Genomic DNA, 26,189 nt, shown 5'->3' with positions numbered 1-26,189 from the left:
GGCCTGAGTTTCACGCGGTCACCTTCTTGGGGGCGCCCGGCACGACGGCGTCGGGCCTGCGCAGGTAGATGGGGCGCGGCGGGTCGAGCGGGACGCCCTTGGCGAGCCGCTCGGCCGCCAGGGCGGCCAGCGCACCCGCGTAGGGGTAGGGCGGCGCCCCAGCGCCGTCGCCGAGCAGGTCGGGATAGAGCTGGGCACCCGCGCCGACGACCGGCAGCCCCTCGACGGGGACGTCGGCGGGGCGGTCGACGAAGGGGCCGTCGGTCCGGGTGCGCATATCTGCGTAACGCGCCCAGAACACCTCTTTGCGCCGCGCGTCGGTGGCGGCGATGAACGGCTCTGTGCGCCCGCTCGCGTAGGCGACGGCGTCGAGCGTGCAGATGCCGTACGCGGGCACGCCCAGCGTGGTCGCAAGGCCCTGTGCGGTCATCAGCCCCACGCGCAGACCGGTGTAGGGGCCGGGACCGCTGCCCGCCACGACGGCCGTCACCTCGCGCAGCGTCACCCGCGCCTCGCCCAGCACCAGCTCGATGGTGGGCACGAGCAGCTCGCCATGGCGGCGGGCGTCGATCGTGGTGTGTTCGGCGAGCACGCGCTCGCCGTCGTGGAGCGCCGCGGTGACGGCGGGCGTCGCGGTGTCAAAGGCCAGGACCAGCACGACTGTCTAGCCTACCCGCCGGGCGGGTCACGCCCAGCCGGTACGCCGCTTCAGCCAATCGAGGGCCACCACGCCCTGCGCCCGCTGGAACGCCCTGAGCGTGGGCAGCCCGGGAGGCGGGGGCTGCCTGGACATGCGGACGAAGAAACCGGTCATGGCGGCCACGGCCTTGGTGACGTCGTCGCCGGGCAGCTCGGCCAGCTCCCACGGCGCCGGCCCGCCCTGCATGCCGACCGACGGCAGCATCGCGGCCAGGTCGAACCAGGGCGCGGCACGTGCGGCCCACGGCCAGTCCACGACGTAGACCCGGTCGTCGGTGAGCAGGACGTTGTCGGCCCGCAGGTCGGCGTGGACGAGGGTGTCGCCGGCGGCCGCGGCGTCCCAGCCGGTCTCCAGCTCGGCCAGCTCGCCGAGGTGGCGCAGCGCCCAGGGGTCGAGCCCGGTGGTGTCCTCCTCCAGAAGGTGGTGCCAGCCCTGGAACTGGCTGCCGAACACCTCACCGATCGGGGGCACGTCGATGGGCGCGGGGGTGAGCGCGGCGGACATCTCCTCGATGGCGGCCAGCACCCGGTCCAGCTCGTCGCGCCGCCAGGGCATGGCGGGGTGGCGGCCCTCGACGTCCTCGAAGAGGAGCACGACCCAGCCGTCCAGCTCGAAGCCGGTGAGCAGCCGGGGCGCGGGAACCGATGCGGGCAGCGCCCTGGCGACCCGCAGCTCCGACCGGTAGATGCGGACGGCGTCGGCGTTGGGCTCGGGGCCGACGGCCTTGACGAAGGCGCGCTTGCCGCCGCCGCGGGTGCGCAGGCGGCAGGCGGCGGCCGGGGAGAAGCCGCCGGGCTGGGTGACGGCCTCGGCCACGGCGTCGCCGAGGAAGTCCTCGATGGCGGCCCGTACGGAGGCGGGCACGTCGGCCCAGGGCACGCGCGCGCCCGTCGCTGGCGGATTGGTGTCGGTCGCCGAATCGGTGTCCGTCATGGGCCTCAAACCTGGGATGCGTAGACGATGATGTTGTCGACGTACTCGCCCTTGGCGTAGTCGAACTTGCCACCGCACGTTACCAGTTTGAGCCCGTCTTCCAGGTACACCTTTTTCGCCGGGAACTCGTCCTTGTGCACCTGCTCGATGCGGTCCACCTTGTAGCGTACGACCTTGCCGTCGCTGCGCTCGACCTTCACGGTCTCGCCCTTGCGTAACTCCCTGAGTTTGTAGAACACGGCGGGGGCGGTCTTGGTGTCGACGTGCCCGATGATCACCGAGGCGCCCTTCTCGCCGGGCACGGCGCTGCCGGTGTACCAGCCGGCCACCTTCGGCTTCTCGTACGGCGGCAGCTCGACCTCGCCGTTCTCCAGCAGCCTGAGCTTCATCAGCGGCGCCTCGACGTCGATCGACGGGATGTCGATGGTCTTGGGCACGACGGACGCCTGCGCGGGTTTCGCGGTGGTGCCGATGTCGGCGTTGTGTCCGAACGCGTACAGCAGCAGGCCGGTCACGGCGCCGGCGAGCACCACCCGTCCTGGACGGGCCATGACGTTATGCCCTGGTGCGCCGCTTGACCGCGAAGGCGATGCCGCCGGCCGCCGCGAGCGCGATGAGCACGCCCGCGGGCCCGATCGACGAATCCTCGGAGACGTCCTGCGCGTACGTGCCGCCGCCACCCGCCCGCGGGGCCTTGGTGGGCACGACGGTGGTGGAGGTGGAGTCCGGCTCGTCCGGCTCAGGGGCGACGACGCGCAGCGTGGCGCGGCCCATGTCGTTGGTGCCGTCGCACTTGACGTCCACCCGGTACGAGCCGCGCCGGACCGTTCCCGACACCTGCGCCTCGCCGCGCACCCACGGCGAGGGAGAGGCGGGCGTCGCGGTGGCGGTCGGCGAGGCCGACGGCGGCGGCACGGGGTTGAGCGTGACGCCGTTGACGAACGCCTTGGACGTGGCCGTGCCGGTGTGGGCGGGCCCGCCGGTCGGCACCGGGCAGTTGGCCAGGACCCACACCTTGGACGTCTCCCCCGCGGTGACCCGGTCGGGGTTGACCTGGACGTTGATGTCGCGCCTCGCGGTGGTCGGACTGGCCGTCGTCGTCACCGTGTCCGATGGGCTGCCGCTCGGTGTGGGGGTCGGATCGCTGTCGGCCGAGGCCGTGCATCCGGTCAGGCCGATCATGGCGATGGCTCCCGCGTACGCGACTCGTATGACCCTGAGCACCGGCCGCACCCCACTTTGCCGTCCTGCTACCCAGCATCCACCGAAACGATGGATGTCGCCCCTCCTGATACCCAGAAAATCTGGGCCAATCACTGACCAACGATCATGTTTCAGACCGCCGGCCCCGTACGTCAAGGGTGCCAGCCTTACCGGATTTTGACCTGCGTTTCAGCCTTCCGGCGGATCAGACGGCGTGTCGGCCCATCGGGCGCCCACGCCGCGCAGCGTCACGACGCGGGCCTCGTCACCGGCCTCGCGGTCGATGCGGATCTCCAGCCGATCGTCGGCCAGCCCTTCGACCAGCCCCTCGCCCCACTCGACGACGGTGACAGACTCCTCCAGCGAGGCGTCCAGGTCGAGGTCGTCCACTTCCAGGTCGCCGCCCAGCCGGTACGCGTCCACGTGCACCAGCGGCGGCCCCTGGTGCAGCGACGGGTGCACGCGGGCGATGACGAACGTGGGCGAGGTGATCGGCCCGCGTACCTTGAGCCCTTCGGCGAGGCCCTGCACGAGCGTGGTCTTGCCGGCGCCGAGCGGGCCCGACAGCACGACCAGGTCGCCGGCGCGCAGCAGGGCGGCGAGGCGGGCGCCGTAGGCCCGCATGTCCTCGGGAGTCGCGATGCGCACCTACAGCTCCACTCTCTTCAGCAGGTCGCGCAGCGCGTCGTTGACGATGCCGGGCCGCTCGAGCTGGATCAGGTGGGAGGTGTCGGGCACCTCGGTGAGCTGGGCCTTGGGCAGCGCGGCGGCGATGGCCTTGCTGTGGTCGGGCGGGGTCAGCCAGTCGCGGTCGCCCACCAGGATCGCGGTGGGCACGGCGTCGAGCACGTGGAGCGCGGAAAGCTTGTCGTGGTTCATCAGCGCCGGGTAGAAGTCGGCGACCACCTGGGTGGGGGTGGCCCTGATCATCGACTCGGCGAAGTCGACCACGGTCGGGCTGACGTTCTTGGAGTCGCCGAAGCCGACGTAGCGGGTGATGAGGAACGCGATGTCGCTGCCGGCGTTGCGGGTCCTGTCGATGAGCGAGCCGCGCTTGCCCAGCATCGACACCGTCGCCGGGGCGACCTTGTGGACGACCTTCGACAGCACGGCGGGCAGGCCCAGCGTCAGCTCGGCCAGCTTGCCCGCCGAGGTCGCGAGGAGCGCCACCGCGCGGATCTTGTCGCCGAACAGGTGGGGGTGGCGGTCGGCCAGCGCCATGATCGTCATGCCGCCCATGGAGTGGCCGACGAGCACGCACGGGCCGGGCACGAAAGCGGCGATGACCTCGGCGAGGTCGTCGCCGAGCCGGTCGATCGTGCACTCCTCGGCCGAAGCGCGCTGGGAGCGCCCGTGCGAGCGCTGGTCCCACAGGACGAGGCGGTGGCTCTCGCGCAGGTCTTTGCGCTGGTAGTGCCAGGACTCCATGCTGAGGCAGTAGCCGTGGCAGAAGACGACGGTCAGCGGCGGGTCCTCGTCCTCCGCCGGGTGCTTGCGCTCGGGGCCGTCGATCTCGACGTGCAGCGCCTTGCCGTCGGAGGTGATGAGCGTGTGCTCTCGGCCGCGCAGCTCACCGAACGGCTCGCTGGCCTCGGTGTCGGGGCGCAGCCGGATGCGGCCGACCGCGTAACGCTTGGCCAGCGCCGCCGCCGCGACGCCTGCGGAGGCCGCGCCGACGAGCGCGCCGGCGATCCCTACCCTGCGCCGCTTGGTCGTCGTCGTCATGTGCCCGATCCTTCTTCACTCATGGCCGCCGCGATCCGCCCTTCGTCACTTGTGGTAGACCCTGGGCACTCGCGCACCGATCCTCGTCACGATTTCATGCGTGATCGTGCCGAGGGTATCGGCCCACTCCTGAGCGGTCGGCTCGCCCCCGTCACCGGGGCCGAAGAGCACGACCTCGTCGCCCGCCGCCACCGGATCGTCGCCCACATCGATCATGAACTGGTCCATGCACACCCGGCCGGCGATGGTCCGGCGGCGCCCGCCCGCCAGCACCTCGGCCCGCCCGGTCGCGTGGCGCAGCACGCCGTCGGCGTAGCCGAGCGGCACCAGGGCGAGCGTGGTCTCGCACGAGGTCGTGTAAAGGTGTCCGTACGACACGCCGCAGCCCTCGGCGACCCGCTTGACCAGCCCGATCCTGGCCACCAGCGTCATGGCCGGGCGCAGGCCGAAGTCGCCGAGCTCGGGGATGGGGCTCAGGCCGTACATCGCGATGCCGGGCCTGACCATGTCGAAGCGGGCCTCGGGCAGCGTGACGATGGCGGCGGAGTTGGACATGTGCCTGATGACCTCGGAGCCCGCCGCGCCGGCCTGCTCGGCCAGCTTGAGCGCGGCCTCGTACGCCTCGAGCTGCCGCGCGATCGACGGATGCCCGGGGATGTCGGCGCAGGCGAAGTGGGACCAGATGCCGACGATCTCGATGGCGCCCTCCGCCTTGAGCTCGAGCGCCTTGGCCAGCAGGTCGGGCCAGGCGGCGAGCGGCGCCCCGCCCCTGCTCATGCCGGTGTCGGCCTCAAGGTGGAGCTTCGCGGCGCGGCCGGTGCGGCGCGCGGCGGCGGCGATCTCGTCGAGCAGCCCGGGATGGGAGGCCGACAGCTCCACGTCGGCGGCCAGCGCCTCGGCGATCGGCTCGCCCGGGGTGATCAGCCACGACAGGATGGGCGCGGTCACCCCGCCCGCGCGCAGCGCCAGCGCCTCCTGGATGAACGCGGTGCCGAGCCGGCCCGCCCCGCCCTGCAGCACGGCCTCGGACGTGGGCACCAGGCCGTGGCCGTAGGCGTCGGCCTTGACCGCTCCCATCAGCTCGGCGCCCCCGGCCCGCTCCTTGAGCAGGGCGACGTTGTGCCGGATGGCGCTCAGGTCGACCCGTGCCTCGGCGGGGGTGATCATCGGGTGGTCCATCTCTCCAGTCTGGCAGCTCGCGCCCGTGGCCGGGCACGCTTCGCCCGGCCTGGACGTCACGAATTGGTGCTGGTCACGGCCCGGATCGCCGCGGGGAGCGCGCTGGCCACGTCACCGGCGGCCAGCGGCGCGCCGTCGGCGGCCAGCCGCCCGGCGACGCCGTGCAGGTAGGCGGCGCAGGACGCGGCGTCGTAGCAGCTCAGGCCCTGGGCGAGCAGCGCGCCCGCGAGACCCGCGAGCACGTCTCCGGTGCCGCCGGTGGCCAGCCAGGACGTGCCGGTGGTGTTGACCCGCACCGGGCGGGAGTCCTCGGCCACCACCGTGGTCGAGCCCTTGAGCAGCACCGTGACGCCCAGCTCCGCGGCCGCCCTGCGGGCGTGGTCGAGGCGGGCGGCCTCGATGGCGTCGCGGCCGGCGCCGATGAGCCTGGACAGCTCGCCGGCGTGCGGCGTGATGAGGACGGGCGCGGCGCGCCGCAGCAGCGTGCGGTCCTTGGCGACCAGCGTGAGCCCGTCGGCGTCGATGAGCACCGGCACGTCGGACGCCAGCACGGCGGCGGCCAGCTCGTGGGCCCAGTCGTCGGTGCCGAGCCCTGGCCCGAGCACCCATGCCTGCACCCGGCCGACGCGGTCGATCGAGGGCGCGTCGAGCTGCGTCACCACGGCCTCCGGCCAGTGGGAGCGCACCTGGGCGACGGGAGCGGCGCGGCCCGCGTACCTCACCATGCCGGCGCCGCCGCGCAATGCGCCGCCGACGGCCAGCACGGCCGCTCCGGTGAACAGGTCGCTCCCCGCCGCGACGCCCACCACGCCTCTGCGGTATTTGTCGGACTCGTTGCGGGGGCGCGGCAGCAGCACGTCGAGATCGGCGCCGGTGAGCGCGGCCACGTCGGGGTCCGGCAGGTACGCCCCCAGCCCGATGTCCACCAGCTCGACCCGCCCCGCGTACGCGGCCCCGGGATCGACGAGCAGCCCCGTCTTGTACGCCCCCATGGTCACGGTCACCCGCGCCCGCACCGCCGCGCCCTCGACCCGCCCGGTTGAGGCGTCGACCCCGCTCGGCACGTCCACGGCCACGACGTGCCCGCGCGCGGCGGCCACCGCCTTGGCCAGCTCCGCGTACGGCTCGCGCAACGCGCCGGATGCCCCGATGCCGACGAGACCGTCGATGATCAGGTCGGCCGTCTCGATCGCCGCGCCGGCCGCGGACGGGTCGAGCACCCTGCCGCCCGCGTCGAGCAGCGCCCGCAGCCCGGCCTCGTGCGTCTTGGAACCGGCCGTGACGGCCTCCACCCTGGCACCGCGCCTGGCCAGGCGCTGCCCGGCGTACAGCGCGTCGCCGCCGTTGTCGCCGCTGCCCACCAGCAGCACCACCCGGCTTGCGTAGACGCGGCCGAGAAGATCGGCGCAGACGGAGGCGAGCCCGGAGGCGGCCCGCTGCATCAGCGTGCCCTCGGGCAGCCGGGCCATGAGCGCCTGCTCGGCCTGCCTGATCTGGTCGGCGGTGTAGGCGGTCTTCATGATTCGACGCTATCCCTCCGCGATCACGTAGGCGATGGCCACCCCCGCGTCATGGCTGAGCGACAGGTGCCAGCGCTTGACGCCGAGCCCGTACGCGGCCTCGGCGACCTTGCCGTAGACGTGCAGCTCGGGTTTGCCCAGCTCGTCGCAGCGCACCTCGGCCTCCAGGTGGCCGAGGCCCTTCGGCGCGCCGAGCGCCTTGGCCACGGCCTCCTTGGCGGCGAACCTGGCGGCCAGCGAGCGCACCGGCAGCGGGCGTTCGACCTCGGTGAACAGCCGCTCCTTGAGCCCGGGCGTGCGCTGCAGCGCGGCTTCGAAGCGGGCGATGTCGACGACGTCGACGCCGATACCCAGGATCATCGTCCCAGCGTAGAGGCTCCTCAGAACGGGCCGCGCTCCCACGGCCCCCAGATGGCCAGCGATCTGCCCTGCCTGGCCTGGATGTTGACGAAGAGCGTGTGGCCGCCGGGACCGAACGTGGAGCCGGCGAACTCGGCGCCGGGGTCGCCCTCGATGGGTTCGAGGCGGCAGAAGTCGAAGATCTCCCCCGACCTGGTGAGCCCGCGCAGGTAGTTGGCGCCGTCGCCGTCCTCGCACAGCACGAGCGTGCCCCGGCGGCTGACGGTGACGTTGTCGGGCAGGTCGAGCACCGCCGAGCGGGGCGACTCGTAGACGAGCCTGAGCCTGCCGCTCCACGTCTCATAGCCCCACACCTGGCCGCGCCCGTCGCCGAAGCCGTCGGGCGGCTCGTCGCCCGGCGCGGTGGCCCCGCCCTGGGTGGAGACGAAGTAGACGGTGCCGTTGTGGAAGACGGCGCCCTCCAGGCGGGAGAAGACGGCCGCGCCCTGCTCCCTGCCCTGCCGGCCCACGGCCTGCACGGCCTCGTCGTTGGACGGCCTGCCGCGGAACTCGGGGTCGGGGTCGTCGATGTCCACCCACGCGGTCTCGTACGTGGCGCCGGGCTCCTGCCCCGCCGACAGGTCCTTGTTCTTCGCGCCCTTGACGGCGAGCATCTGCAGCCGGCCGCCGTCGAGCAGCCGCCCGGCCAGCACCGGATGCTTGGGCGGCAGGTAGCGGTAGAAGCCGGAGGGGAAGCCGAAGTTGTCCTCGGTGAGGTAGAGGGCGCCGGTGGCCGGGTCGAAGGCGACGGACTCGTGGGCGAAGCGGCCGGCCGCGCGGATGGGCCTGGCGCTCGCGGGCCGGCCGACCGGCACCTCGAAGATGTAGCCGTGCCTCCGGGTGAGCTTGGAGTTGTCGCCGCCGGAGAAGTCGTCGCCCACGTCGGGGCCGTTGACCGTCTCCTCGCAGGTCACCCAGGCGCGCCAGGCCATGGGGCCGCCCGAGCAGTTCATCATGGTGCCGCTGAGCGAGGGCGCGCTCTCGATCACCTCGCCGTGGCGGGTGACGCGCAGCGTGGAGGTGCCGCCGCCGGCCATCGGGTCGTAGGCCCGCTTCCTGTCGCCGAACGCGCCGACCGGGCCGTTGACCTCGTGGTTGCGGATGAGGATCGTGCTGCCCTCAGGTCCGTTGAACGCGGCCATGCCGTCGTGCCTGCCCGGCACCGTCGAGCCGTCGCCGAACCTGTCGCCCGCCGCGCTGAACGACCGGTAGCGGAAGCCTTCGGGCAGGTGCAGCCGCACCTCGCCGTCGCGCAGGTCGCGTGCGGGACGCAGCGGCCCGTACCCCGGCACCGGCCTGGCCCGCCCCCGCCTGCTCACGCACGCGACACCGGCGAACGGCCCGGCGACCCCGGCGGCCACGGCGGAGATGAAGCGGCGACGGTCCATGGCGACCTCCGTCAGGACGGTATCCGCACCGTACCTCTCGCGTCCGCGCGTCGAAACCTTGATCCTTTCCCAGAAGTCGTTCTCGGTAATCCCACGTTTTCATCCACAGGCTGTGGATTGCCTGGGACAACCCCGGCCATGATCCGCTTTGTCGCACATCGTTACTCTGCCTAGGTGAACAACGGCTACGTGGAACTGAGCAGGGAGCAGTGGAGCGAGCTCCGCAAGAACACGCCCTTGACTCTCACCGCAGACGAGCTGGAAGAGCTGCGCGGGGTCGACGACCCCATCGACCTGACCGAAGTCACCGACATCTATCTCCCCCTGACCCGGCTGCTCAACCTGCACTTCACCGGGTCCAAGGCGCGCAGCAGCGTGTTGAGCGCTTTTCTGGGACACGAGGAGCAGCGGGTCCCGTACATCCTGGGCATCGCGGGCAGCGTCGCGGTCGGCAAGTCGACCACGGCCCGGCTGCTGCACACCCTCCTGGCGCGCTGGCCCGAGCACCCGCACGTGGAGCTGGTGACCACCGACAGCTTCCTGTACCCCAACGCGGTGCTGGAGGCCAAGGGCATCATGCACCGCAAGGGCTTTCCCGAAAGCTATGACCGGCGGGCGCTGGTCAGGTTCGTGGCCGAGGTCAAGGCGGGCGCGGCCGAGGTGAAGGCGCCGGTCTACAGCCACCTCGAATACGACATCGTCCCCGGCGCCACTCAGACCGTGCGCAGCCCCGACATCCTCATCATCGAAGGACTCAACGTCCTCCAGCCCGCCCCGCCCACGTCTTTGGCCGTCAACGACTACTTCGACTTCTCCATCTACGTCGACGCCAAGGTCGAGGACATCCGCACCTGGTACGTCGAGCGCTTCCACAAGCTGCGCCGCACCGCGTTCGAAGACCCCAAGTCGTACTTCCGGCACATCGCGGACCTGTCGTACGAGGAGGCCACGGAGTTCGCGGTCAACGTCTGGCGCGACATCAACGAGCGCAACCTCATCGAGAACATCGCCCCCACCCGGGGTCGCGCCGACCTGGTGCTCAAGAAGGGCCCAGACCACTCCGTACGACGGGTGCGTCTTCGCCAGACCTGAACGCCTCCTCGTACACGTAACGCCCGAACCTGCCCGCACACCCCTGGTCGTCGATATCGGCGAACCAGCACTCCTCGCCGTGCTCGTGACACCAGAACCGGATCATGTGAGGAAATCTCGCGTACCGGTGTCATCAGCTCGTTGACATCCGATTGCCGGCCCGTCGCGAGGATGACCGGTCCGGGCCGCGATCGCACCCGCGGTCCAGGCCGGATTCCGGTCTCAAGGAGGACGGCGTTCATCCGTATGACCGAGGCGGCGGCATCGGGCGTACGGGTAGTGTCCGGCACATGCACATCCTCGCCACCGAGGGGCTGACCAAGCGCTTCCCCACCGTCACCGCGGTCGACCACCTCACGGTCACCGTGGGGCCCGGGGTCACCGGTCTGGTCGGGGCGAACGGCGCCGGCAAGTCGACGATGATCAAGATGATGCTCGGCCTGCTGGCGCCGTCGGAGGGCACCGCCCGCGTGCTCGGCTTCGACATCGTCACGCAGGGCGCCGAGATCCGCCGGCTCGTCGGCTACATGCCCGAGCACGAATGCCTGCCCCCCGACGTCTCCGCGACCGAATTAGTCGTCCACCTCGCCCGCATGTCCGGGCTGCCGCGCACCGCGGCCCGCGAGCGCGCCGCCGACGTGCTGCGCCACGTGGGGCTCGCAGAAGAGCGCTACCGCGCCATCGGCACCTACTCCACCGGCATGAAGCAGCGGGTGAAGCTGGCGCAGGCGCTCGTCCACGACCCCAAGCTGATCTTCCTCGACGAGCCGACCAACGGCCTCGACCCGCGCGGGCGCGACGAGATGCTGACGCTGATCCGGCGCATCGGCACCGAGTTCGGCATCACCGTGCTGGTGACCTCCCACCTGCTGGGCGAGCTGGAGCGCATCTGCGACCACGTCATCGTCATCGACGCGGGCCGGCTGCTGCGCTCCTCGGACATCGGCGAGTTCACCCAGGCCACGCAGACCCTGACCGTCGAAGTGGACGAGGGGCTCGACGAGCTGGCCGCCAGGCTGTCCGGCGACGGGCAGACGGTCTCGCGCCAGGGCCGGCAGCTCGTCGTCAAGGTCGCGGGGCCCGGCACGTACGACGCCATCCGCGACGCCACCGCCGAGCTGGGGCTGTGCCTGATCCGCCTCGAACAGGGACGTCACCGCATCGAGGACGTCTTCAGGGATGAGGTCGCGCATGTCTGAGATCTACGACATCGGCTACCGCCACTACGAGGGCCCGAGGCTCGGCCGCGGCTACGCGACCAGGGCGCTGGCCGTGCACAGCCTGCGCGGCGTCTTCGGTCTCGGCCGTCCCGCGCGCAGCAAGATCGTGCCGTACTCGCTGGTCGCCATCATGTTCATGCCGGCCATCGTGAACATCGCCCTGATGGCCCTGGCCCAGCAGCGCGGCATCGACTACAGCGGCTTCGCGGTCGTCATGCAGGCCGTCGTCGCGATCTTCCTGGCCTCGCAGGCGCCCACCGTGGTCGCGCCCGACCTGCGCCATCGCGTCCTGCCGCTCTACCTGTCGCGCCCCGGCTCGATCGCCGATTACGTCGGCGCGAAGGTCGCGGCGATGACCATCGCGGTGTTCGGGCTCGTCGCGGCGCCGATCACGGCGGTCTTCGTGGGCGAGCTGCTCATCGACATGCCGGGGCCGCCCGCCACCGGCGAATACCTCAGCTCCATGCTCATGGCTCTGGTGCTCGCGCTGCTGCTGTCGGTCTACGGGCTCGCGCTGGCCTCGTTCACGCCCAGGCGCGGGCTCGGCGTGGCCTCCGTGATCACGGTCTACCTGCTGTCGTCGGCCGCGGTCCCGATCATCTACGGCACCCTCTACTCCACCGGCAACGAGGCCGCGGCCACCTACGCCTGGCTGGTCAACCCGTTCTGGCTGGTCGACTCGGTCCAGCACGCGCTGTTCGGCACGCCGTCCCACGCGATCGAGGACGCCGCCTACCCGGGCGGCGCCACGTCGATCATCGCGCTGCTGGTGCTGCTCGCCGTCGGCCTGGCCGCTCTCGCACTGCGCTACAGGAAGGCGGCCGCGCAATGAAGATCGAGCTTTCGCAGGTCTCCCGCTGGTACGGCAACGTGGTGGCGGTCAACGACGTCACGATGACGATCGGGCCGGGCGTCACGGGCCTGCTCGGCCCCAACGGGGCGGGCAAGTCGACGCTCCTGCACATGATGGCGGGCTTCCTCGCGCCGTCGAGCGGCACGGTCACGCTGGACGGCACCCGCGTCTGGAAAAATCACCACATCTACCGGAACATCGGCCTGGTCCCCGAGCGGGAGGGCGTGTACGGCTTCCTGACCGGCTGGCAGTTCGTGCTCTCGGCCGCCCGCCTGCACGGCCTGCCCGACCCCGACGAGGCCGCGCGCAAGGCCCTTGCCACCGTCGAGATGGAGGAGCCCAAGGACCGGCGGGTCGAGACGTACTCCAAGGGCATGCGCCAGCGCGTCAAGGTCGCCGCCGCGCTCGTCCACGACCCGCCCGTGCTGCTGCTCGACGAGCCGTTCAACGGCATGGACCCGCGCCAGCGGCTGCACCTGATGGACCTGATCCGCAGCATGGGAGCGGCGGGCAAGACCATCCTGTTCAGCTCGCACATCCTGGAGGAGGTCGAGCGGGTCGCCCAGCACATCGAGGTGCTGGTCGCCGGCAGGCACGCCGCGTCCGGCAACTTCCGCGAGATCAGGCGGCTGATGACGGACCGGCCCCACCTGTTCCACATCCGCTCCAGCGACGACAGGAAGCTCGCCGCCGCACTCGTACGCGACGACTCCACCGGCGGTCTCACGCTGCGCCCCGACGGCCTGGAGGTGCAGGCCACCGAGTTCCGCCGCTTCGCCCGCCTCCTGCCCCAGGTCGCCCGCGCCGAGGGCGTCAGCCTGCACCAGGTCTCCCCCGCGGACGAGGACCTGGAGAGCGTCTTCTCCTACCTCATCAACAGGAGCTCCTGAGCCATGAACACTGTCGTCGCGGGCATCACGTACCGGGCCCTGCTGGGGCGCCGGCGGATCATCCTGCTCCTGCTGCTGCCGCTGGCCCTGATCGGCCTCGCCGTGCTCTTCCGCGTCTTCGGCGCCGCCGACCAGCGCTCGGCCGTGCTGCTGCTGCAGAACTTCGCCATCGGCACCATGCTGCCGCTGCTCGGCCTCATCGCCGGCACGGGCGTCATCGCCCCCGAGATCGACGACGGCACGATCATCCACCTGATGTCGAAGCCGATCTCCCGCCCGACCATCGTCACGACCAAGTTCGTGGTCGCCACGTCGCTGCTGGCGCTGTTCGCGGCCGTGCCGACGTACGTGTCGGGCTGGCTGCTGCTGCGGAACGAGGACGGCGTCGCGGCCGGCTTCGCCCTCGGCACGCTGGCCGCCGGCATCGCCTACGCCGCGCTGTTCCTGCTGCTCGGCGTCGTCACCCGGCACGCGGTGACGATCGGCATCGTCTACGCCCTGGTCTGGGAGAGCCTGATCGGCAACTTCGTGCCCGGAGCGCGGAGGTTCTCCATCCAGCGCTGGGGCCAGTCGATCGCCGACCAGATCAGCGACTCGCCGTTCCTCAAGGCGGACGTCGCACTCGGCTTCGCCATCCCGGCCATGCTCGTCGTCACCGTCGTCGCCGTGGCGCTGGCCGGGCAGCGGCTGCGCGCGTTCTCACTCACCGGCGAGGAGTAGCCCTCCTCTGGGACTCACCGCGTCGAGTCCTTCCAAGAATGAAGGCCCGCGGGGATCTCCCCGCGGGCCTTCGCCTGACTCTCTGCTCCTGGGCCGGCTTCCAGGCCGATCCCGGAAACGTCAGACGCCGCAGACCTTGCGGACCACGTCGGCCAGGCGGGCCGCCACCATCGTGGCGTGCTCTTCCGAGGCCGCCTCGACCATCACCCGGATCATCGGCTCGGTGCCGCTCGGCCTGATCAGCACGCGCCCGGTCTCGCCCAGCTCCGCCTCCGCCTCCGCGACGGCGGCGGCCAGCTCGGGGGCCGAGGCCCTGTCCTTGTCGACGTCCTTGACATTGATCAGGACCTGCGGCAGCGGCGTCATCACCGAGGCCAGCTCCTTGAGCGGCACGCCCGACTTGGCCATCACGCTCAGCAGCTGCAGCGAGGTGAGCAAGCCGTCACCCGTGGTGGCGTGGTCGAGCATGATGACGTGGCCCGACTGCTCGCCGCCCAGGTTGTAGCCGTCTGCCTTCATCCGCTCCAGCACGTAGCGGTCGCCCACCGCGGTCTCGACCACGGAGATGCCGGCCTCGCGCATCGCGAGCTTGAAGCCCAAATTGGACATGACGGTCGCCACCACGGTGTCCTTGGCCAGCAGGCCCTCGCTGTGCAGAGCGGTGGCCAGGACGGCCATGATGTGGTCGCCGTCGACGACCGCGCCCGTGTGATCGACCGCGAGGCAGCGGTCGGCGTCGCCGTCGTAGGCCACGCCGACGTCGGCCGCGCGCGAGACGACCACCTGACGCAGCTTGTCGAGGTGGGTCGAGCCGTGACCGTCGTTGATGTTGAGGCCGTCGGGCCTGGCGCCGATGGCCTCGACCCGGGCTCCCGCGCGCACCAGCGCCTCGGGGGCCACCATGTGGGCCGCTCCGTGAGCGCAGTCGACCACGACGTGCAGCCCGTCGAGCCGGGCGTTCATCGTGGTCAGCACGTGGGAGATGTAGCGGTCGGCCTCACCGTACGCGTCACGCACGCGCCCCACGCCCGAGCCGACGGGAAAGCTCCACTCCTCGCCCAGCCGGCGCTCGATCTCGTCCTCGACCGCGTCGGACAGCTTGAAGCCGCCGCGGGCCAGGAACTTGATGCCGTTGTCCGGCGCCGGATTGTGCGAGGCCGACAGCATGACGCCGAGGTCGGCGCCGAGCGCGGCGGTGAGGTGGGCGACGGCCGGAGTGGGCAGCACGCCAAGGCGCAGCACATCCACACCGGACGCCGCGAGGCCGGCGACCACGGCGGCCTCGAGGAACTCTCCCGAGGCACGCGGGTCCCGGCCTACGACCGCCACCGGACGGCGTCCGGTGGCGGCGAACGCGCCTGCATCGCCGAGGACATGGGCCGCCGCCACGGACAGGTCCATGGCGAGCTCGGCCGTGAGGTCGCGGCCCGCGACCCCGCGTACCCCGTCGGTGCCGAAGAGGCGCGCCAACGTCAGCGCTTGCTGTACTGCGGAGCCTTACGGGCCTTCTTGAGGCCGTACTTCTTCCGCTCCGTGGCGCGGGCGTCACGGGTGAGGAAGCCGGCCTTCTTCAGCGGCGGGCGGTTGACCTCGACGTCGAGGCTCGCCAGCGCGCGGGAAAGGCCCATGCGCAGCGCACCGGCCTGGCCGGTCACGCCACCGCCGTCGATGCGGGCGATGACGTCGAACGCCTCCTCGGCGCCGAGCACCACGAAGGGCTCGTTGACGATCTGCTGGTGGACCTTGTTCGGGAAGTAGTTGTCCAGCGAACGACCGTTGATCGTCCACTTGCCGGTGCCGGGGACGATGCGCACGCGGGCGATCGCCTGCTTCCGGCGGCCGGTGCCGTACGAGTTGCCCGTGGTGACGGGCTTGCGCACGGGAGCGTCAGCGCTGGCGGCGGACTCGGTGGTGTACTCGGACGGGAAGTCCTCGCCGGAGTAGTCCTCCAGCTCGGCCTCTACGGCCGTCTCGACACCGGTGGGCTCAGCCACGGTTCTCCTCTAACTCTTTCGAACTACTACTGGGCGATCTGGGTGATCTGGAACGGCACGGGCTGCTGGGCCTTGTGCGGGTGCTCGGGGCCCGCGTAGACCTTCAGCTTCTTGGCCATCTTCCGGCCGAGGGAGTTCTTCGGCAGCATGCCCTTGACGGCCTTCTCGACGGCCCTCTCCGGCCGCTTCTCCATGAGCTCGCCGTACGTGACGGAACGCAGACCGCCCGGGTAGCCCGAGTGGCGGTACGCCTTCTTCTGCTCAAGCTTGTTGCCGCTCAGCGCGACCTTGTCCGCGTTGATCACGATGACGAAGTCACCCGTGTCGACGTGGGGGGCATAGATCGGCTTGTGCTTGCCGCGGAGCAGGGTCGCGACGTGGCTGGCCAGCCGGCCCAGCACGACATCGGTCGCGTCGATGACGTACCACTGACGCTGGACGTCGGCGGGCTTCGGTGAGTACGTGCGCACGGTCGTAGCCTTCTTTATGCTCGCGTCTTCGGCGCTGTCGGATGCGACAGCTACACATTGGTCGGTCGGTGCGGGCACACGACGGCCCGGACCTTCCGTCTCCATCACATGGGAGATGACGCCGGACGCGCCGCGCATCGGTCACGCAGGACCTATGCACACAACGAACCTAAGCTACCCGCCAATAGGCGTGCAGGTCAAAAAGACCGGTAACCCTGTGTGAGTCTACCTGACCGCAGAACGGTTAGGTTTCGTTTCCCTGGGACCTCTTCTTTCCCAGGACCAGACATCCCTATCGTTGGCGGCGGTATGTGGCAGTTCTCTCGCACCCGGCACACCCAGCGCGGCCTCCGGCGCCGGAACCACCTGGGCCTGCTGACCTGCCTCCTGGCGGTCCTGTTCACGGGTGTGCTGATCGGCCGGCTGAGCAGCGAAGAGGAACCTGCCCCCCACATCTACCTCAGCGAGACCGCGCCGCCCGCAGCCGCCACCGCCGCCCCGGAGCCGACCGCGCAGAAGAAGGCGCAGCCGCAGGTGGAGAGCATCCCGCGGGGCATCACCATCAAGAAGGAGGTCGGCGAGCCCACCGCGACGTCCGCACCGCGCCGTACCCCCGACGGGCGCATCGAGGGCTTCAACTCGCACGACGACCCGTCGGCGGCGTTCGACAACGGGCGCGAGGACGTACGGGTGCTGAGCGACATGGCCTCCGAGGTCGTCACGCTGACCAACTCCGCGCGGGTCAAGCGCGGATGCGGGCCGCTCAGGGTCGACGCGGGGCTCACCAGGTCGGCGCGTACGCACTCGCTGGAGATGGCCCGATCCGGCGAGCTCGCGCACAACTCCCCCGACGGCTCGTCCCCCTGGGACCGGATGGAGCGCGCCGGATACCGCTGGGGCGCCGCCGAGAACATCGGCGCCGGCGACAGCACCCCCGCCGAGGCCGTGAACGGCTGGCTGGCCAGCCGTGACCACCGCAGGAACATCCTCGACTGCCGCCTGAAGGCCATCGGCGTGGGGGTCGCATCCGGGCCGGGAGGCCCATGGTGGACCCAAGACTTCGGAACCCAATGACGAACATCACGGTAATGTCGCCGCATGGTTTCCAACGGCAGTGGGGAACGTGAGCACGGCACCGGCAGCGCCCCCTACGGCATGGGCGGCAGGCCCAGGGGCGGCGGCGCACCGTCGGACGCGACGGCGGGCAGCCTCTTCACGAGCAACGTCCCCGCAGGTGGCGGGGCCGCCGACGCCCAGGGCGGCATGTTCGCCGCCGCCGACGGCCCGGCCGGCGGCGGCCGCGCCCGCAGAGGCGGGCCTGGCGACGATCCCCTCGCGAACGGCCCCGGCGGTGCCGAGCCTCCCGGCAGCCTGTTCATGAGCGGCTCGGGCCGGCACGGCGGCGGGCCCGGCGGTCCGGGCGGGCCGGGCGACGGTGGCCGCCACGGCGGCGGCCCGGGTGGTCCCGGCGGCGGTTTCGGCGGCGATCCTGCCGGTCCTCCTCCGCAGGGCGGCTTCGGTTCTGACGCCTTCGGCGGCCCTGGCACCGGTCAGGGCGGCCCCGAACGCCGGCCCCGGCAGGAGCACCGAACATTCCCGGCCCCAACGAGCCCACCTCCGCTTTCGGCACCCCTCCTGAGCCCGACGGCGGCAAGGGCGCGGACGGCAAGAAGAAGGGCAAGGGCGACAAGTCCTCAGGTCGCCGTGGCCGTAAGGACCGCGGTGCCCCGGCCGGCGCCGACAACGGCAAGGACGGCGCCGGCGACGGCCGCCCGGCCAAGACCACCGCGCAAAGCCGCATCGGCTGGAGCCCGTACGACGAGAACAGCCGCTCGCGCGGCCCGCTGCTCGCCGGCATCGGCGGCCTGGTCGTGCTCGGCCTGCTCACCGGCGGCCTGGTCATGATGTACAACGCCGACGAGCCCGTCACCGCCGAGACCACCGCGTCCCGCCAGACCTCGGCGCCGCTGCCCTCGGTCCCGCCCGGCAAGTACGGCTTCGCCGCCAGCCGCAAGACCGACCCCGACCCGATCACGATCAAGGAGATGTTCGGCAAGAGGCGGAAGTTCACCGTCTCGAAGCGCGGCTACCAGATGACGATCACCAGCAAGGACAAGAAGTGCACGGACGGCGCACTGGGCGACGCCCTGCAGAAGGCGCTCAAGTCCGCCAAGTGCACCCAGTTCGTCCGCGCGAGCTTCCGTGACAAGGAAGGCGTGGTGATCGGCACGATCGGCGTGGCCAACCTCAGCTCCGAAAAGCAGGCGGCCAAGGTCGCCAAGGCCGGCAGCTCGAGCAACTACGTCAAGCCGCTGCCCGGCAAGGACGAGGTCACCAAGCAGCTCGGCTCCGGCGCGGGCGGCGCGAAGATCTCGACGTACGGCCACTACGCGATCCTCGTCTGGTTCCAGCGCAAGGACGGCACCAAGCCCGACTCGAAGGGGTCGAAGCGGATCTCGCAGGCCATCGTCGACATCACCAAGGCCACCGTGTACGAGGCCCTGGACAACCGCGCCTTGACCGGCAGCGCACTGAGCTGAGTGTTCTTTTGGGGCGAACCCCCTGCAAAGGGGCTGGTGATGCCCCTGGGAACGCCCATACCGGCTTAACGATCTCGTTCGGCTCGCTAGGCTCCCAGCTATGCGTGGCCAGGAACCCGGGTCTGAGCACGATCAGAGGGAGGCCGACGGTTCGGCCGCCCCAGCGACGCCACCGCCGAGCTTCGGCCAGACCGACGGGCGAGACGTTCCACCGGCGTTCGCTCCCTCCGGCGAGCGGGCGCCGTCCCACCCACACCCATCCCTGAGCGACACGGCGGCGGGTGCCCCCGGGCACCCGTCCCCGCCCCAGCTCAGCGAGCCCTACCCCCGCACCCAGCCAGGGCCGGCCGCCCAGGCTGCCGGCGGCCACCCCAGCACACCGGCATCCCAGCCGGGCGCACCGGCATCCCAGCCGGGCTCTCCGACGTCCGGGCCGGGCACAACGGCACCTCACGCGGGCTCGTCCGGGCCTGGCGCATCGGCGTCCGGGCCGGACTCGTCGGCGCCTGGCACCGCCCATGACTCCGCCATCTCTGGCGCCGCCGCTGGCGCCCAGAACGCCCACGTCCCGCCTCCGGGGCGGCCCGCGGACGCCCAGCCGTGGGAGATCCCCGGCGACGAAGCCGCGCCCTACGACTGGCTCGCCGACCCCACGCAGGCCCAGCCCGCGCCGCAGCCGCCCTTCGGGGCCGCACCCGCGCCCGGGCACAACCAGGCTTCCCTCCCGCCCCGCTTCGGCCAGCCGGCCTTCACCGGCCCCCAAAGCGCCCCGCCCCCGTTCCCGCCTGCGCAGGGCGGCCCACACGCCTTCGGCCCCCCGCAGGCCCAGCCACCCTTCAACCACCCTCAGGGCCAGCCACCCTTCGACCACACGCAGGGCCAGCCCGGCCAGCCGCCGTTCGGCCAGGCACCGGGCAGCCCAGCTCAGGGCGCCCCGCACGCGTTCGAGCAGGGCGGCCCCGCCACGCCCCTCGGCCAGGCACCGAACGGCCCGCACGCATTCGGGCAGGACGGCCCGGCTCAGGGCGGGCCGGGTCAGGCGGACGGGCCGGGTCAGGCCGGGCCAGGTCAGAGCGGGCCAGGTCAGGCGGACGGGCCGGGTCAGGCCGGGCCAGGTCAGAGCGGGCCTCATGCCTTCGGGCAGGGCGGGCCTGGCACGCCGCCGTCCGGTGCACAGCATCCGGACGGCGGGCACCCCGCCCCTGCCCACAACCCGCCGGCTTTCGGCGCGCCTCCTGGCGGCCCGCACGCGTTCGGCCAGCAGCCGCCCGCAGCGCCGTTCGGCGTGTCACAGCCGCACCCCCCGGCTGGCCCCGCCCACCCGGGCCGACCGCTCGCGGCACCGCACACCGACCAGGCCCAGCCGGGCCAGGCAGGGCAACCAGGCCACCCGGGCCAGGCAGACCAGGCGGGCCACCCAAGCCACCCGGGCCAGGCAGGCCAGCCGGGGCAACCGGGCCGGCCCCAGGACGTACACCCATGGAACGCGCCGGGAGCAGCCCACCCGCAGCCCGCTCCCCAGCAGGACGACCACTCCAACGCCGGACCTCAGCAGGGCCAGCAGCATCACGCAGGCCCGCAGCCGGGCGGGCACCCGAACGCCCAGCCCCAGAGCGGCCAGGGCGCCTGGCCTGCGCAGGGGGCGGGTTCGGGCACGCCGCCGTGGGAGCCGCCACCGGCGTTCACGGCGGCAGCGGCCGGCATGCCCGCATGGCCCGCACCGCAGTCCGACTCACACGCCATGCCCCCGTGGCCGGCCGCCACAGGCGAGCTGGAGGCCGTGCCCGACGCGGACGAGCCGTTCATGCCGCCGCCCTTCAACCCGAACCCCACCCCGTTCGTCCTGAACCAGGTGGCCGCAGGCGACACCGACTACCAGCCTGACGCCATCACGACGGACCCCCACGGCGGAACGGGCGCGGACGCGACCGCCACCGACCCGAACGTCATCGGCGCAAGCGTGCGCGCCGACACCACGGACCCGAACGCGGCAGGCCCGGGCACCAGCCCGAACGCACCGGACGCCGCCGCCGACGCGACCGACCCCGACGTGTACGCGACCGACCCTGAAGGCATCCCGGCGGCCGACTACATGGCGCAACGCGAGGGTGCCGAACAGGCGCGCGCGGGCGACGCACCGGCGCCCGTCTCGCCGCCGTCCCTGTCGTCCAACGAGCCGCCGCGCAAGACGGCCACCGCCGCGAGCACCGGCCACCCGGACGCAACAGCGCAGAACGCCGCAAACGCGGACGCGACGACCGCTCACGAGAGCGACGAGTCCTCGACGACGGCCGTCCACCCGCGCAAGGCCGCCACGCGCCCTGCCGACAACGCCTCGCGGCCTCATGACAGCGGGGAGCAGGTCCCGTCCGGGGACACCACGGACCAGCCCACGGCCGCCCACCCCCGCCCGAACGCCGCCACGCACGGGGACACGCAAGCAGCCCCTGGGGACGCCCCCGCAACGCCCGGAACGCAAGGCGACTCCCACGCGACCCATGGCGCGCAGGCCCACGCCCCCGCAACCCCAGGCACGCAAGGCGACTCCCACGCGCCCTCCGGCACCCAGGGGGACGCCCAGGCGATTTCTGCGGTGCAGGCGGACCCGGCCGCGGACCCGAACAGCACCCAGCGCGTCGCCAACCTGCAGAACCAGAACCAGAGCCAGGGCCAGGGCCAGGGCCACACCACCACCCCGCACAACGCGGAGCAGGCCCCGGCCGCAGGGTCCGCTTCCGCCGCACCGAACGCCCGGCCCGGCTCCGCCGGCCAAGGCGAGCCCGGAACCGCGCCCGCCAAGCCGACGGCTGCTGCTGCGGCAGCGGGCGGCGAGGCTGGCGCAGGAGCCGCTGCAACGGGAGCCGCTGGAACAGGAGCCGCCGGCTCAGAGGCCGCTGGAACAGGAGCCGACAAGCCCGCCACCGGCCCCGGCACCCCGAGCACCGGACCCGGCGCCCCCGAAGCAGCCCCCGGCGAGCCAGGCGCACCCGTTGCGGGCTCCGGCGGGCCAGGCGCGCCCGTTGCGGGCTCCGGCGAGCCGGGGACCGAGTCCGCCGAGGCCGGCGCTGTGCCCAGTGGGCCTGGCGCCGGCTCAGGCGAGCACGGCAGCGCCGCCGGCACGCCGAGTGCTGGGCCCGGCAAGCCTGGCGCTGGACAAGGCGGACCCGGCACCGCACCCGGCGCGCCCGGCACTGCGCCTGGCCGGCAAGGTGCGCCCGGAGCGGGCGGGACGGCCACGCCGCCGCCCCACGGCCAGGAAGGCGCCCGTCCCGCCGAGCCCGGCGACGTCCCCGTCTGGCCGCCGACCCAGGCTCCGGCTGCGGCGGCCGGTGACAAGCTGCCCGAACTTCCGTTCCCCAGGGAAACGTGGGGCCAGAAGCCGACGTCGGCCTTCAACGTCCCCGCCCAGAGGCAGGGCAGCCCGGCCTTCCCGCCGGGCGCGTTCAAGCAGCCGCCGTTCCAGACGCCACCGCCGCCTCCGCCACCGGCCAAGAGCAAGCGGGCCCTGCTGGTGACGCTGGGCGCGCTGGCCCTGGCGGGCGTGGCGACGGGTGGTTTCTTCGCGTACCAGACGGTGACCTCGCCGGCCCCGACGACGGCGGCCACCCGGGCGTCCGCGCCGCCGCCCACGGTCCAGGCGACCACCGCGCCGCCGCCCGAGAGCCCGACGGCCACGTCCGTACTCGACTCGGAGGAGACCGACCCGCAGAAGCTGTCCCTGACGGAGGCGTTCCCGAAGAAGAAGGTCAGCGCGGCGGGCACGACGTTCACGCGCGTCAAGGCCGGCATGGAGACGACCTGCGACAAGGCCGCGACGGGCGCGTTCGCCGACGCGCTGAAGGAGCAGAAGTGCAGCCGGGTGCTGCGGGCGACGTACGTCGACGGCAAGCGCCGCTACGCGGTCACCACGGGCATCGCCGTGCTGCCCGACAAGGACGCCGCGGCCGCCGTGGACCAGGCGAAGGACCTGTCGCACAACGTCTGGTTCCGGCCGCTGCCCGGCCCGGACGGCTCGGGCGGCGAACGCGTCCACATCGCGGGCGGCTACGCGGCCGGCCTGGTGTGGGGCCGCTACATCGTCTTCAGCTACGCGACCCACGCCGACGGCCACACGCCGAAGGCCGATGAGAAGACGCTGCCGAAGGTCAGCGCCGCGTTCCGCGACCTGACCTCGGACGTCCTCGAACGCCGCGCCGGCAGGAACTGAGGCGAGCGCGGCCGCCCCTCGGCCGCGCACCTCACCCCCACTGGGGCGCTAAGGCACCCAACCCCGACCGGGCTGCGAGGCCGTGCACCTCGCAGCGCCTTCCCCCTGCCCCGCCTTCCCCCCACGCCGCCGGCGCGTACCACGTGCAGGCCGACCGAGCCGGGCGGCCACGCACCGCCGCGCCACCCCGCAACAGCCCGACGCCCGGTGCGCGCACCCGCCCCGGCACGAGCCCGGCACGAGCCCGGCACGAGCCCGGCACGAGCCCGGCACGAGCCCGGCACGACGAGCGGCACGAGCCCGGCACGACGAGCGGCAAGCGCCCTGTCTCACCGGCTCAGCCCGAGGGCGACGACGCGTGACGCGCCCGGTTCCCATCTCGCCCGTGCGACCACAGAGGCGACGATGCGCGACCCGGCAACCTCAGGCGCGCGCGCCCGGCCCCGGCCTCAGCCGGCGTCCGCCGCCACTGTGCGAACCCGCCGCGTAGCAGCGGCCCGAGCGGCGAGCTCGGCATCGTCCGGGTACCGGACCTCCTCCAGGCACAGCCCGTGTGCGGGGGCCACATGCACTCCGGAGTCCCGCACCCCCCGCCGCAGCACCTCGCCCGGCCACTCGACGGGCCGCCGCCCGTCCCCCACGGCGAGCAGCGACCCCACGAGCGCCCGCACCATCGAGTGGCAGAACGCATCGGCGACGACGGTGGCGACCAGCACGCCGTCCGGCTCGCGCGTCCAGTCGAGCCGCTGCAGCTCCCTGATCGTGGTGGCGCCTTCGCGCTTCTTGCAGAAGGCGGCGAAGTCGTGCTCGCCGAGCAGCCGCTGGGCGGCGGCGTTGAGCGCGTCGATGTCGAGAGGCCGGTTGTGCCAGACGACCTCGCGCCGCCGCAGCGGGTCCACGCCGCCGGGCGCGTCGCCCACGCGGTACGCGTACCGCCGGAAGAGCGCCGAGAATCGGGCGTCAAAGCCCTCAGGAGCCACGGAGACCCGATAAATCCGTACATCTGGGTCCAGGACACCACCGAGCCGCCGCACGAGCACAGAGAGCCGCTCATCGACGCTCAGCGGCCCCCGGTTCCCGTCGAGCTCCTTCAGCGCCGCCTCGGGCACGTCCACGTGCGCGACCTGGCCGCGCGCGTGCACCCCCGCGTCGGTACGCCCGGCCACGGTCAGCATGGCCGGCGCATCGAGGCGCAGGATCCGCCCGAGCGCCTGCTCGATCTCCCCCTGGACGGTACGCAGTCCCGGCTGCCTGGCCCATCCCGAGAAGTCGGTCCCGTCGTACGCGAGGTCGAGGCGGAGCCGTACCACGATGATCCTCCCTTAATCGAAAACGGGCCCGAACCCCGCAAAGGGGGTCGGGCCCGCTTCCTTCAGCCTGAGAAGCCTGAAATCCTGATAGATCAGGCCTCGTCCTTCTTCGCCTCGCCCTCGGCCGGAGCGGACTCCTCAGCCGGAGCCTCAGCCTTGGCCTCCTCAGCCTTGGGGGCCTCGGCGGCGCTCTCCTCAGCCGGAGCCTCAGCCTTGGTCTCCTCAGCCTTCGCCTCCTCGGCCTTGGGAGCCTCGGCAGCGGCGGCCGGGGTGGTGCGGCGGGTGGTGACGGCGTTCATCGGCTCGGTCACCAGCTCGATGACCGCCATCGGGGCGTTGTCGCCCTTACGCGCACCGATCTTGGTGATGCGGGTGTAGCCGCCGGGACGCTCAGCGAACGTCGGCGCGATTTCGGTGAAGAGGTGGTGCACGACGCCCTTGTCCCGAACGACGGTCAGGACCTGACGCCGGTTGTGGATGTCGCCCTTCTTCGCCTTGGTGATCAGGCGCTCGGCCAGCGGACGCAGGCGCTTGGCCTTGGCGACCGTCGTGCGGATCTTGCCGTGGCGGAACAGGTCCGTGGCCAGGTTGGCCAGGATCAGCCGCTCGTGCGCCGGGCTGCCGCCAAGACGTGCACCCTTGGTGGGCTTGGGCATGTCATTTCTCCTTGAGGTTCACCCGCCCCGGCCGTACCAGGTACCGGAGTCGGGCCGCCAGGCCCCCGCCATCGGGGGCCCGCGCTAACTGGGAATCAGTACTGCTCGGTCTCGACGTACGCGCTGTCGTCGTCCTCGTAGCCGCCACCGGCCACCGCGCTCGGGTCGAACCCGGGCGGGGAGTCCTTCAGCGCCAGCGACATCTCGTGCAGCTTCTGCTTGACCTCTTCGATCGACTTGGCGCCGAAGTTACGGATGTCGAGCAGGTCCTGCTCGCTGCGGGCGACGAGCTCACCCACGGTGTGGATGCCCTCGCGCTTGAGGCAGTTGTAGGAGCGGACGGTGAGGTTGAGCTCTTCGATCGGCAGCGCCAGGTCGGCGGCCAGGGCCGCGTCGGTCGGCGACGGGCCGATGTCGATGCCCTCGGCCTCGACGTTGAGCTCGCGGGCCAGGCCGAAGAGCTCGACGAGGGTCTTGCCGGCGGAGGCCACCGCGTCGCGGGGCTTCATCGCGGGCTTGGTCTCGACGTCGAGGATGAGACGGTCGAAGTCGGTACGCTGCTCGACTCGGGTGGCCTCGACCTTGTAGGTGACCTTGAGGACCGGGGAGTAGATCGAGTCGATCGGGATGCGGCCGATCTCCTGGCCCGGCTGCTTGTTCTGGGCGGCGGAGACGTAGCCGCGACCGCGCTCGACGGTCAGCTCCATCTCCAGCTTGGCCTTGCTGTTGAGCGTGGCGATGCGCAGTTCGGGGTTGTGCACCTCGACGCCGGCGGGCGGCGCGATGTCGGCCGCGGTCACCTCACCCGGGCCCTGCTTGCGCAGGTACATCACGACCGGCTCGTCGTGCTCGGAGGACACGACCAGTTCCTTGAGGTTGAGGATGATGTCGGTGACGTCTTCCTTGACCCCGGGGACGGTCGAGAACTCGTGCAGCACGCCCTCGATGCGGATGCTCGTCACGGCGGCGCCCGGGATGGACGACAGCAGCGTGCGGCGCAGCGAGTTTCCGATGGTGTAGCCGAAGCCGGGCTCCAGCGGCTCGATGACGAACCGGGACCGGGTCTCGTCGATCGACTCTTCCAGAAGAGTCGGACGCTGAGCGATCAGCATGAGCGGGTTCTCCCCTTTTTCGTGTGACGCCCGCTATATGACGCCACTCCGATGAACAGCGTAGCCGGGATGCGACAG

At 72.1% G+C, this 26,189-nt stretch carries 25 protein-coding genes; 8 read left to right on the top strand and 17 right to left on the bottom strand.

The window, feature by feature from the left end; genetic code table 11:
• Positions 1–10: 10 nt before the first annotated feature.
• From tsaB to ACFMQL_RS17875, 10 genes are all read right to left on the bottom strand, one after another.
• Positions 11–658 (bottom strand): tRNA (adenosine(37)-N6)-threonylcarbamoyltransferase complex dimerization subunit type 1 TsaB, encoded by a 648-nt coding sequence (gene tsaB / locus ACFMQL_RS17920; protein WP_364068566.1) that lies wholly within the window; start codon positions 656–658, stop codon positions 11–13.
• A gap of 27 nt (positions 659–685) precedes the next feature.
• Positions 686–1,633, bottom strand: a complete 948-nt coding sequence (locus ACFMQL_RS17915; protein WP_364068568.1) for a phosphotransferase — start codon at positions 1,631–1,633, stop codon at positions 686–688.
• A gap of 5 nt (positions 1,634–1,638) precedes the next feature.
• Entirely contained in the window at positions 1,639–2,184 is a 546-nt protein-coding gene (locus ACFMQL_RS17910; protein WP_364068570.1) for a class F sortase, read from the bottom strand.
• A 4-nt stretch (positions 2,185–2,188) separates the two neighbouring features.
• Complete coding sequence (locus ACFMQL_RS17905) at positions 2,189–2,857, bottom strand: hypothetical protein (protein WP_378786120.1); 669 nt, start codon at positions 2,855–2,857, stop codon at positions 2,189–2,191.
• A gap of 168 nt (positions 2,858–3,025) precedes the next feature.
• Complete coding sequence (gene tsaE, locus ACFMQL_RS17900) at positions 3,026–3,484, bottom strand: tRNA (adenosine(37)-N6)-threonylcarbamoyltransferase complex ATPase subunit type 1 TsaE (protein ID WP_364068574.1); 459 nt, start codon at positions 3,482–3,484, stop codon at positions 3,026–3,028.
• Positions 3,485–4,561 (bottom strand): alpha/beta fold hydrolase, encoded by a 1,077-nt coding sequence (locus ACFMQL_RS17895; protein WP_378786118.1) that lies wholly within the window; start codon positions 4,559–4,561, stop codon positions 3,485–3,487.
• Between the two features lie 45 nt (positions 4,562–4,606).
• Positions 4,607–5,728: an alanine racemase gene (alr, locus tag ACFMQL_RS17890; RefSeq protein WP_378790173.1), complete on the bottom strand. Its 1,122-nt coding sequence runs from the start codon at positions 5,726–5,728 to the stop codon at positions 4,607–4,609.
• Positions 5,729–5,796: 68 nt separating this feature from the next.
• Complete coding sequence (locus tag ACFMQL_RS17885) at positions 5,797–7,260, bottom strand: NAD(P)H-hydrate dehydratase (protein ID WP_364068580.1); 1,464 nt, start codon at positions 7,258–7,260, stop codon at positions 5,797–5,799.
• Positions 7,261–7,269: 9 nt separating this feature from the next.
• Complete coding sequence (locus ACFMQL_RS17880; protein WP_364068582.1) at positions 7,270–7,620, bottom strand: holo-ACP synthase; 351 nt, start codon at positions 7,618–7,620, stop codon at positions 7,270–7,272.
• Positions 7,621–7,640: 20 nt separating this feature from the next.
• The gene (locus ACFMQL_RS17875) at positions 7,641–9,047 is read right to left on the bottom strand and encodes an alkaline phosphatase PhoX (protein ID WP_364068584.1); all 1,407 of its coding nucleotides are present in this window, start codon (positions 9,045–9,047) and stop codon (positions 7,641–7,643) included.
• Positions 9,048–9,236: 189 nt separating this feature from the next.
• Between ACFMQL_RS17875 and coaA the strand changes: the two genes are divergently transcribed.
• From coaA to ACFMQL_RS17850, 5 genes are all read left to right on the top strand, one after another.
• Positions 9,237–10,139 (top strand): type I pantothenate kinase, encoded by a 903-nt coding sequence (coaA, locus tag ACFMQL_RS17870; protein WP_364068771.1) that lies wholly within the window; start codon positions 9,237–9,239, stop codon positions 10,137–10,139.
• Positions 10,140–10,429: 290 nt separating this feature from the next.
• On the top strand, positions 10,430–11,338 hold the full coding sequence (locus tag ACFMQL_RS17865) for an ABC transporter ATP-binding protein (RefSeq protein WP_378786115.1): 909 nt from the start codon (positions 10,430–10,432) through the stop codon (positions 11,336–11,338).
• Positions 11,331–12,191, top strand: coding sequence for an ABC transporter permease (locus ACFMQL_RS17860; RefSeq protein ID WP_364068588.1), 861 nt, complete (start codon positions 11,331–11,333; stop codon positions 12,189–12,191). The genes ACFMQL_RS17865 and ACFMQL_RS17860 overlap by 8 nt, the downstream gene beginning before the upstream one ends.
• Positions 12,188–13,102: an ABC transporter ATP-binding protein gene (locus ACFMQL_RS17855; RefSeq protein WP_364068590.1), complete on the top strand. Its 915-nt coding sequence runs from the start codon at positions 12,188–12,190 to the stop codon at positions 13,100–13,102. Before ACFMQL_RS17860 ends, ACFMQL_RS17855 begins: the two co-directional genes overlap by 4 nt.
• A 3-nt stretch (positions 13,103–13,105) precedes the next feature.
• Entirely contained in the window at positions 13,106–13,822 is a 717-nt protein-coding gene (locus tag ACFMQL_RS17850) for an ABC transporter permease subunit (protein WP_364068592.1), read from the top strand.
• A gap of 120 nt (positions 13,823–13,942) precedes the next feature.
• On the opposite strand, the gene glmM is transcribed toward ACFMQL_RS17850, so the two are convergent.
• Genes glmM through rplM form a run of 3 tightly spaced genes read right to left on the bottom strand, consistent with a single transcriptional unit; the run spans position 13,943 to position 16,286 of the window.
• Entirely contained in the window at positions 13,943–15,292 is a 1,350-nt protein-coding gene (gene glmM, locus ACFMQL_RS17845; protein WP_364068594.1) for a phosphoglucosamine mutase, read from the bottom strand.
• Between the two features lie 2 nt (positions 15,293–15,294).
• Positions 15,295–15,816: a 30S ribosomal protein S9 gene (rpsI, locus tag ACFMQL_RS17840; RefSeq protein WP_364068596.1), complete on the bottom strand. Its 522-nt coding sequence runs from the start codon at positions 15,814–15,816 to the stop codon at positions 15,295–15,297.
• 26 nt (positions 15,817–15,842) lie between these two features.
• Positions 15,843–16,286, bottom strand: coding sequence for a 50S ribosomal protein L13 (gene rplM / locus ACFMQL_RS17835; protein ID WP_364068598.1), 444 nt, complete (start codon positions 16,284–16,286; stop codon positions 15,843–15,845).
• A 309-nt stretch (positions 16,287–16,595) separates the two neighbouring features.
• Here rplM and ACFMQL_RS17830 point away from each other — a divergent pair, with 309 nt between their 5' ends.
• Together ACFMQL_RS17830 and ACFMQL_RS17825 are read left to right on the top strand one after the other, a co-directional pair.
• Positions 16,596–17,360 carry a CAP domain-containing protein gene (locus ACFMQL_RS17830; RefSeq protein ID WP_378786111.1) on the top strand — a complete coding sequence of 255 codons (765 nt, stop codon included), beginning with the start codon at positions 16,596–16,598 and terminating at the stop codon, positions 17,358–17,360.
• A gap of 797 nt (positions 17,361–18,157) precedes the next feature.
• Positions 18,158–18,826, top strand: a complete 669-nt coding sequence (locus ACFMQL_RS17825; RefSeq protein WP_378786109.1) for a hypothetical protein — start codon at positions 18,158–18,160, stop codon at positions 18,824–18,826.
• A gap of 1,288 nt (positions 18,827–20,114) precedes the next feature.
• Here ACFMQL_RS17825 and ACFMQL_RS17820 read toward each other — a convergent pair.
• The gene (locus tag ACFMQL_RS17820; protein WP_364068604.1) at positions 20,115–20,420 is read right to left on the bottom strand and encodes a hypothetical protein; all 306 of its coding nucleotides are present in this window, start codon (positions 20,418–20,420) and stop codon (positions 20,115–20,117) included.
• Positions 20,421–20,567: 147 nt separating this feature from the next.
• On the opposite strand from ACFMQL_RS17820, the gene ACFMQL_RS17815 reads away from it, so the two are divergent.
• Entirely contained in the window at positions 20,568–23,033 is a 2,466-nt protein-coding gene (locus ACFMQL_RS17815) for a hypothetical protein (protein ID WP_378786107.1), read from the top strand.
• Positions 23,034–23,482: 449 nt separating this feature from the next.
• Here ACFMQL_RS17815 and truA read toward each other — a convergent pair whose 3' ends face one another.
• The 3 genes from truA to ACFMQL_RS17800 form a co-directional block, all read right to left on the bottom strand.
• The gene (truA, locus tag ACFMQL_RS17810) at positions 23,483–24,343 is read right to left on the bottom strand and encodes a tRNA pseudouridine(38-40) synthase TruA (protein ID WP_364068608.1); all 861 of its coding nucleotides are present in this window, start codon (positions 24,341–24,343) and stop codon (positions 23,483–23,485) included.
• A 92-nt stretch (positions 24,344–24,435) separates the two neighbouring features.
• Positions 24,436–24,999 carry a 50S ribosomal protein L17 gene (rplQ, locus tag ACFMQL_RS17805; RefSeq protein WP_364068610.1) on the bottom strand — a complete coding sequence of 188 codons (564 nt, stop codon included), beginning with the start codon at positions 24,997–24,999 and terminating at the stop codon, positions 24,436–24,438.
• A gap of 95 nt (positions 25,000–25,094) precedes the next feature.
• Positions 25,095–26,111 (bottom strand): DNA-directed RNA polymerase subunit alpha, encoded by a 1,017-nt coding sequence (locus tag ACFMQL_RS17800; RefSeq protein ID WP_364068612.1) that lies wholly within the window; start codon positions 26,109–26,111, stop codon positions 25,095–25,097.
• Positions 26,112–26,189: the final 78 nt, after the last annotated feature.

The organism is Nonomuraea fastidiosa (genome assembly GCF_042751225.1).
GTDB classification, from domain to species: domain Bacteria; phylum Actinomycetota; class Actinomycetes; order Streptosporangiales; family Streptosporangiaceae; genus Nonomuraea; species Nonomuraea fastidiosa.
The sequence above is the reverse complement of the archived record's forward strand: the minus strand, read 5'-3'. Positions and strand labels throughout refer to the sequence as shown.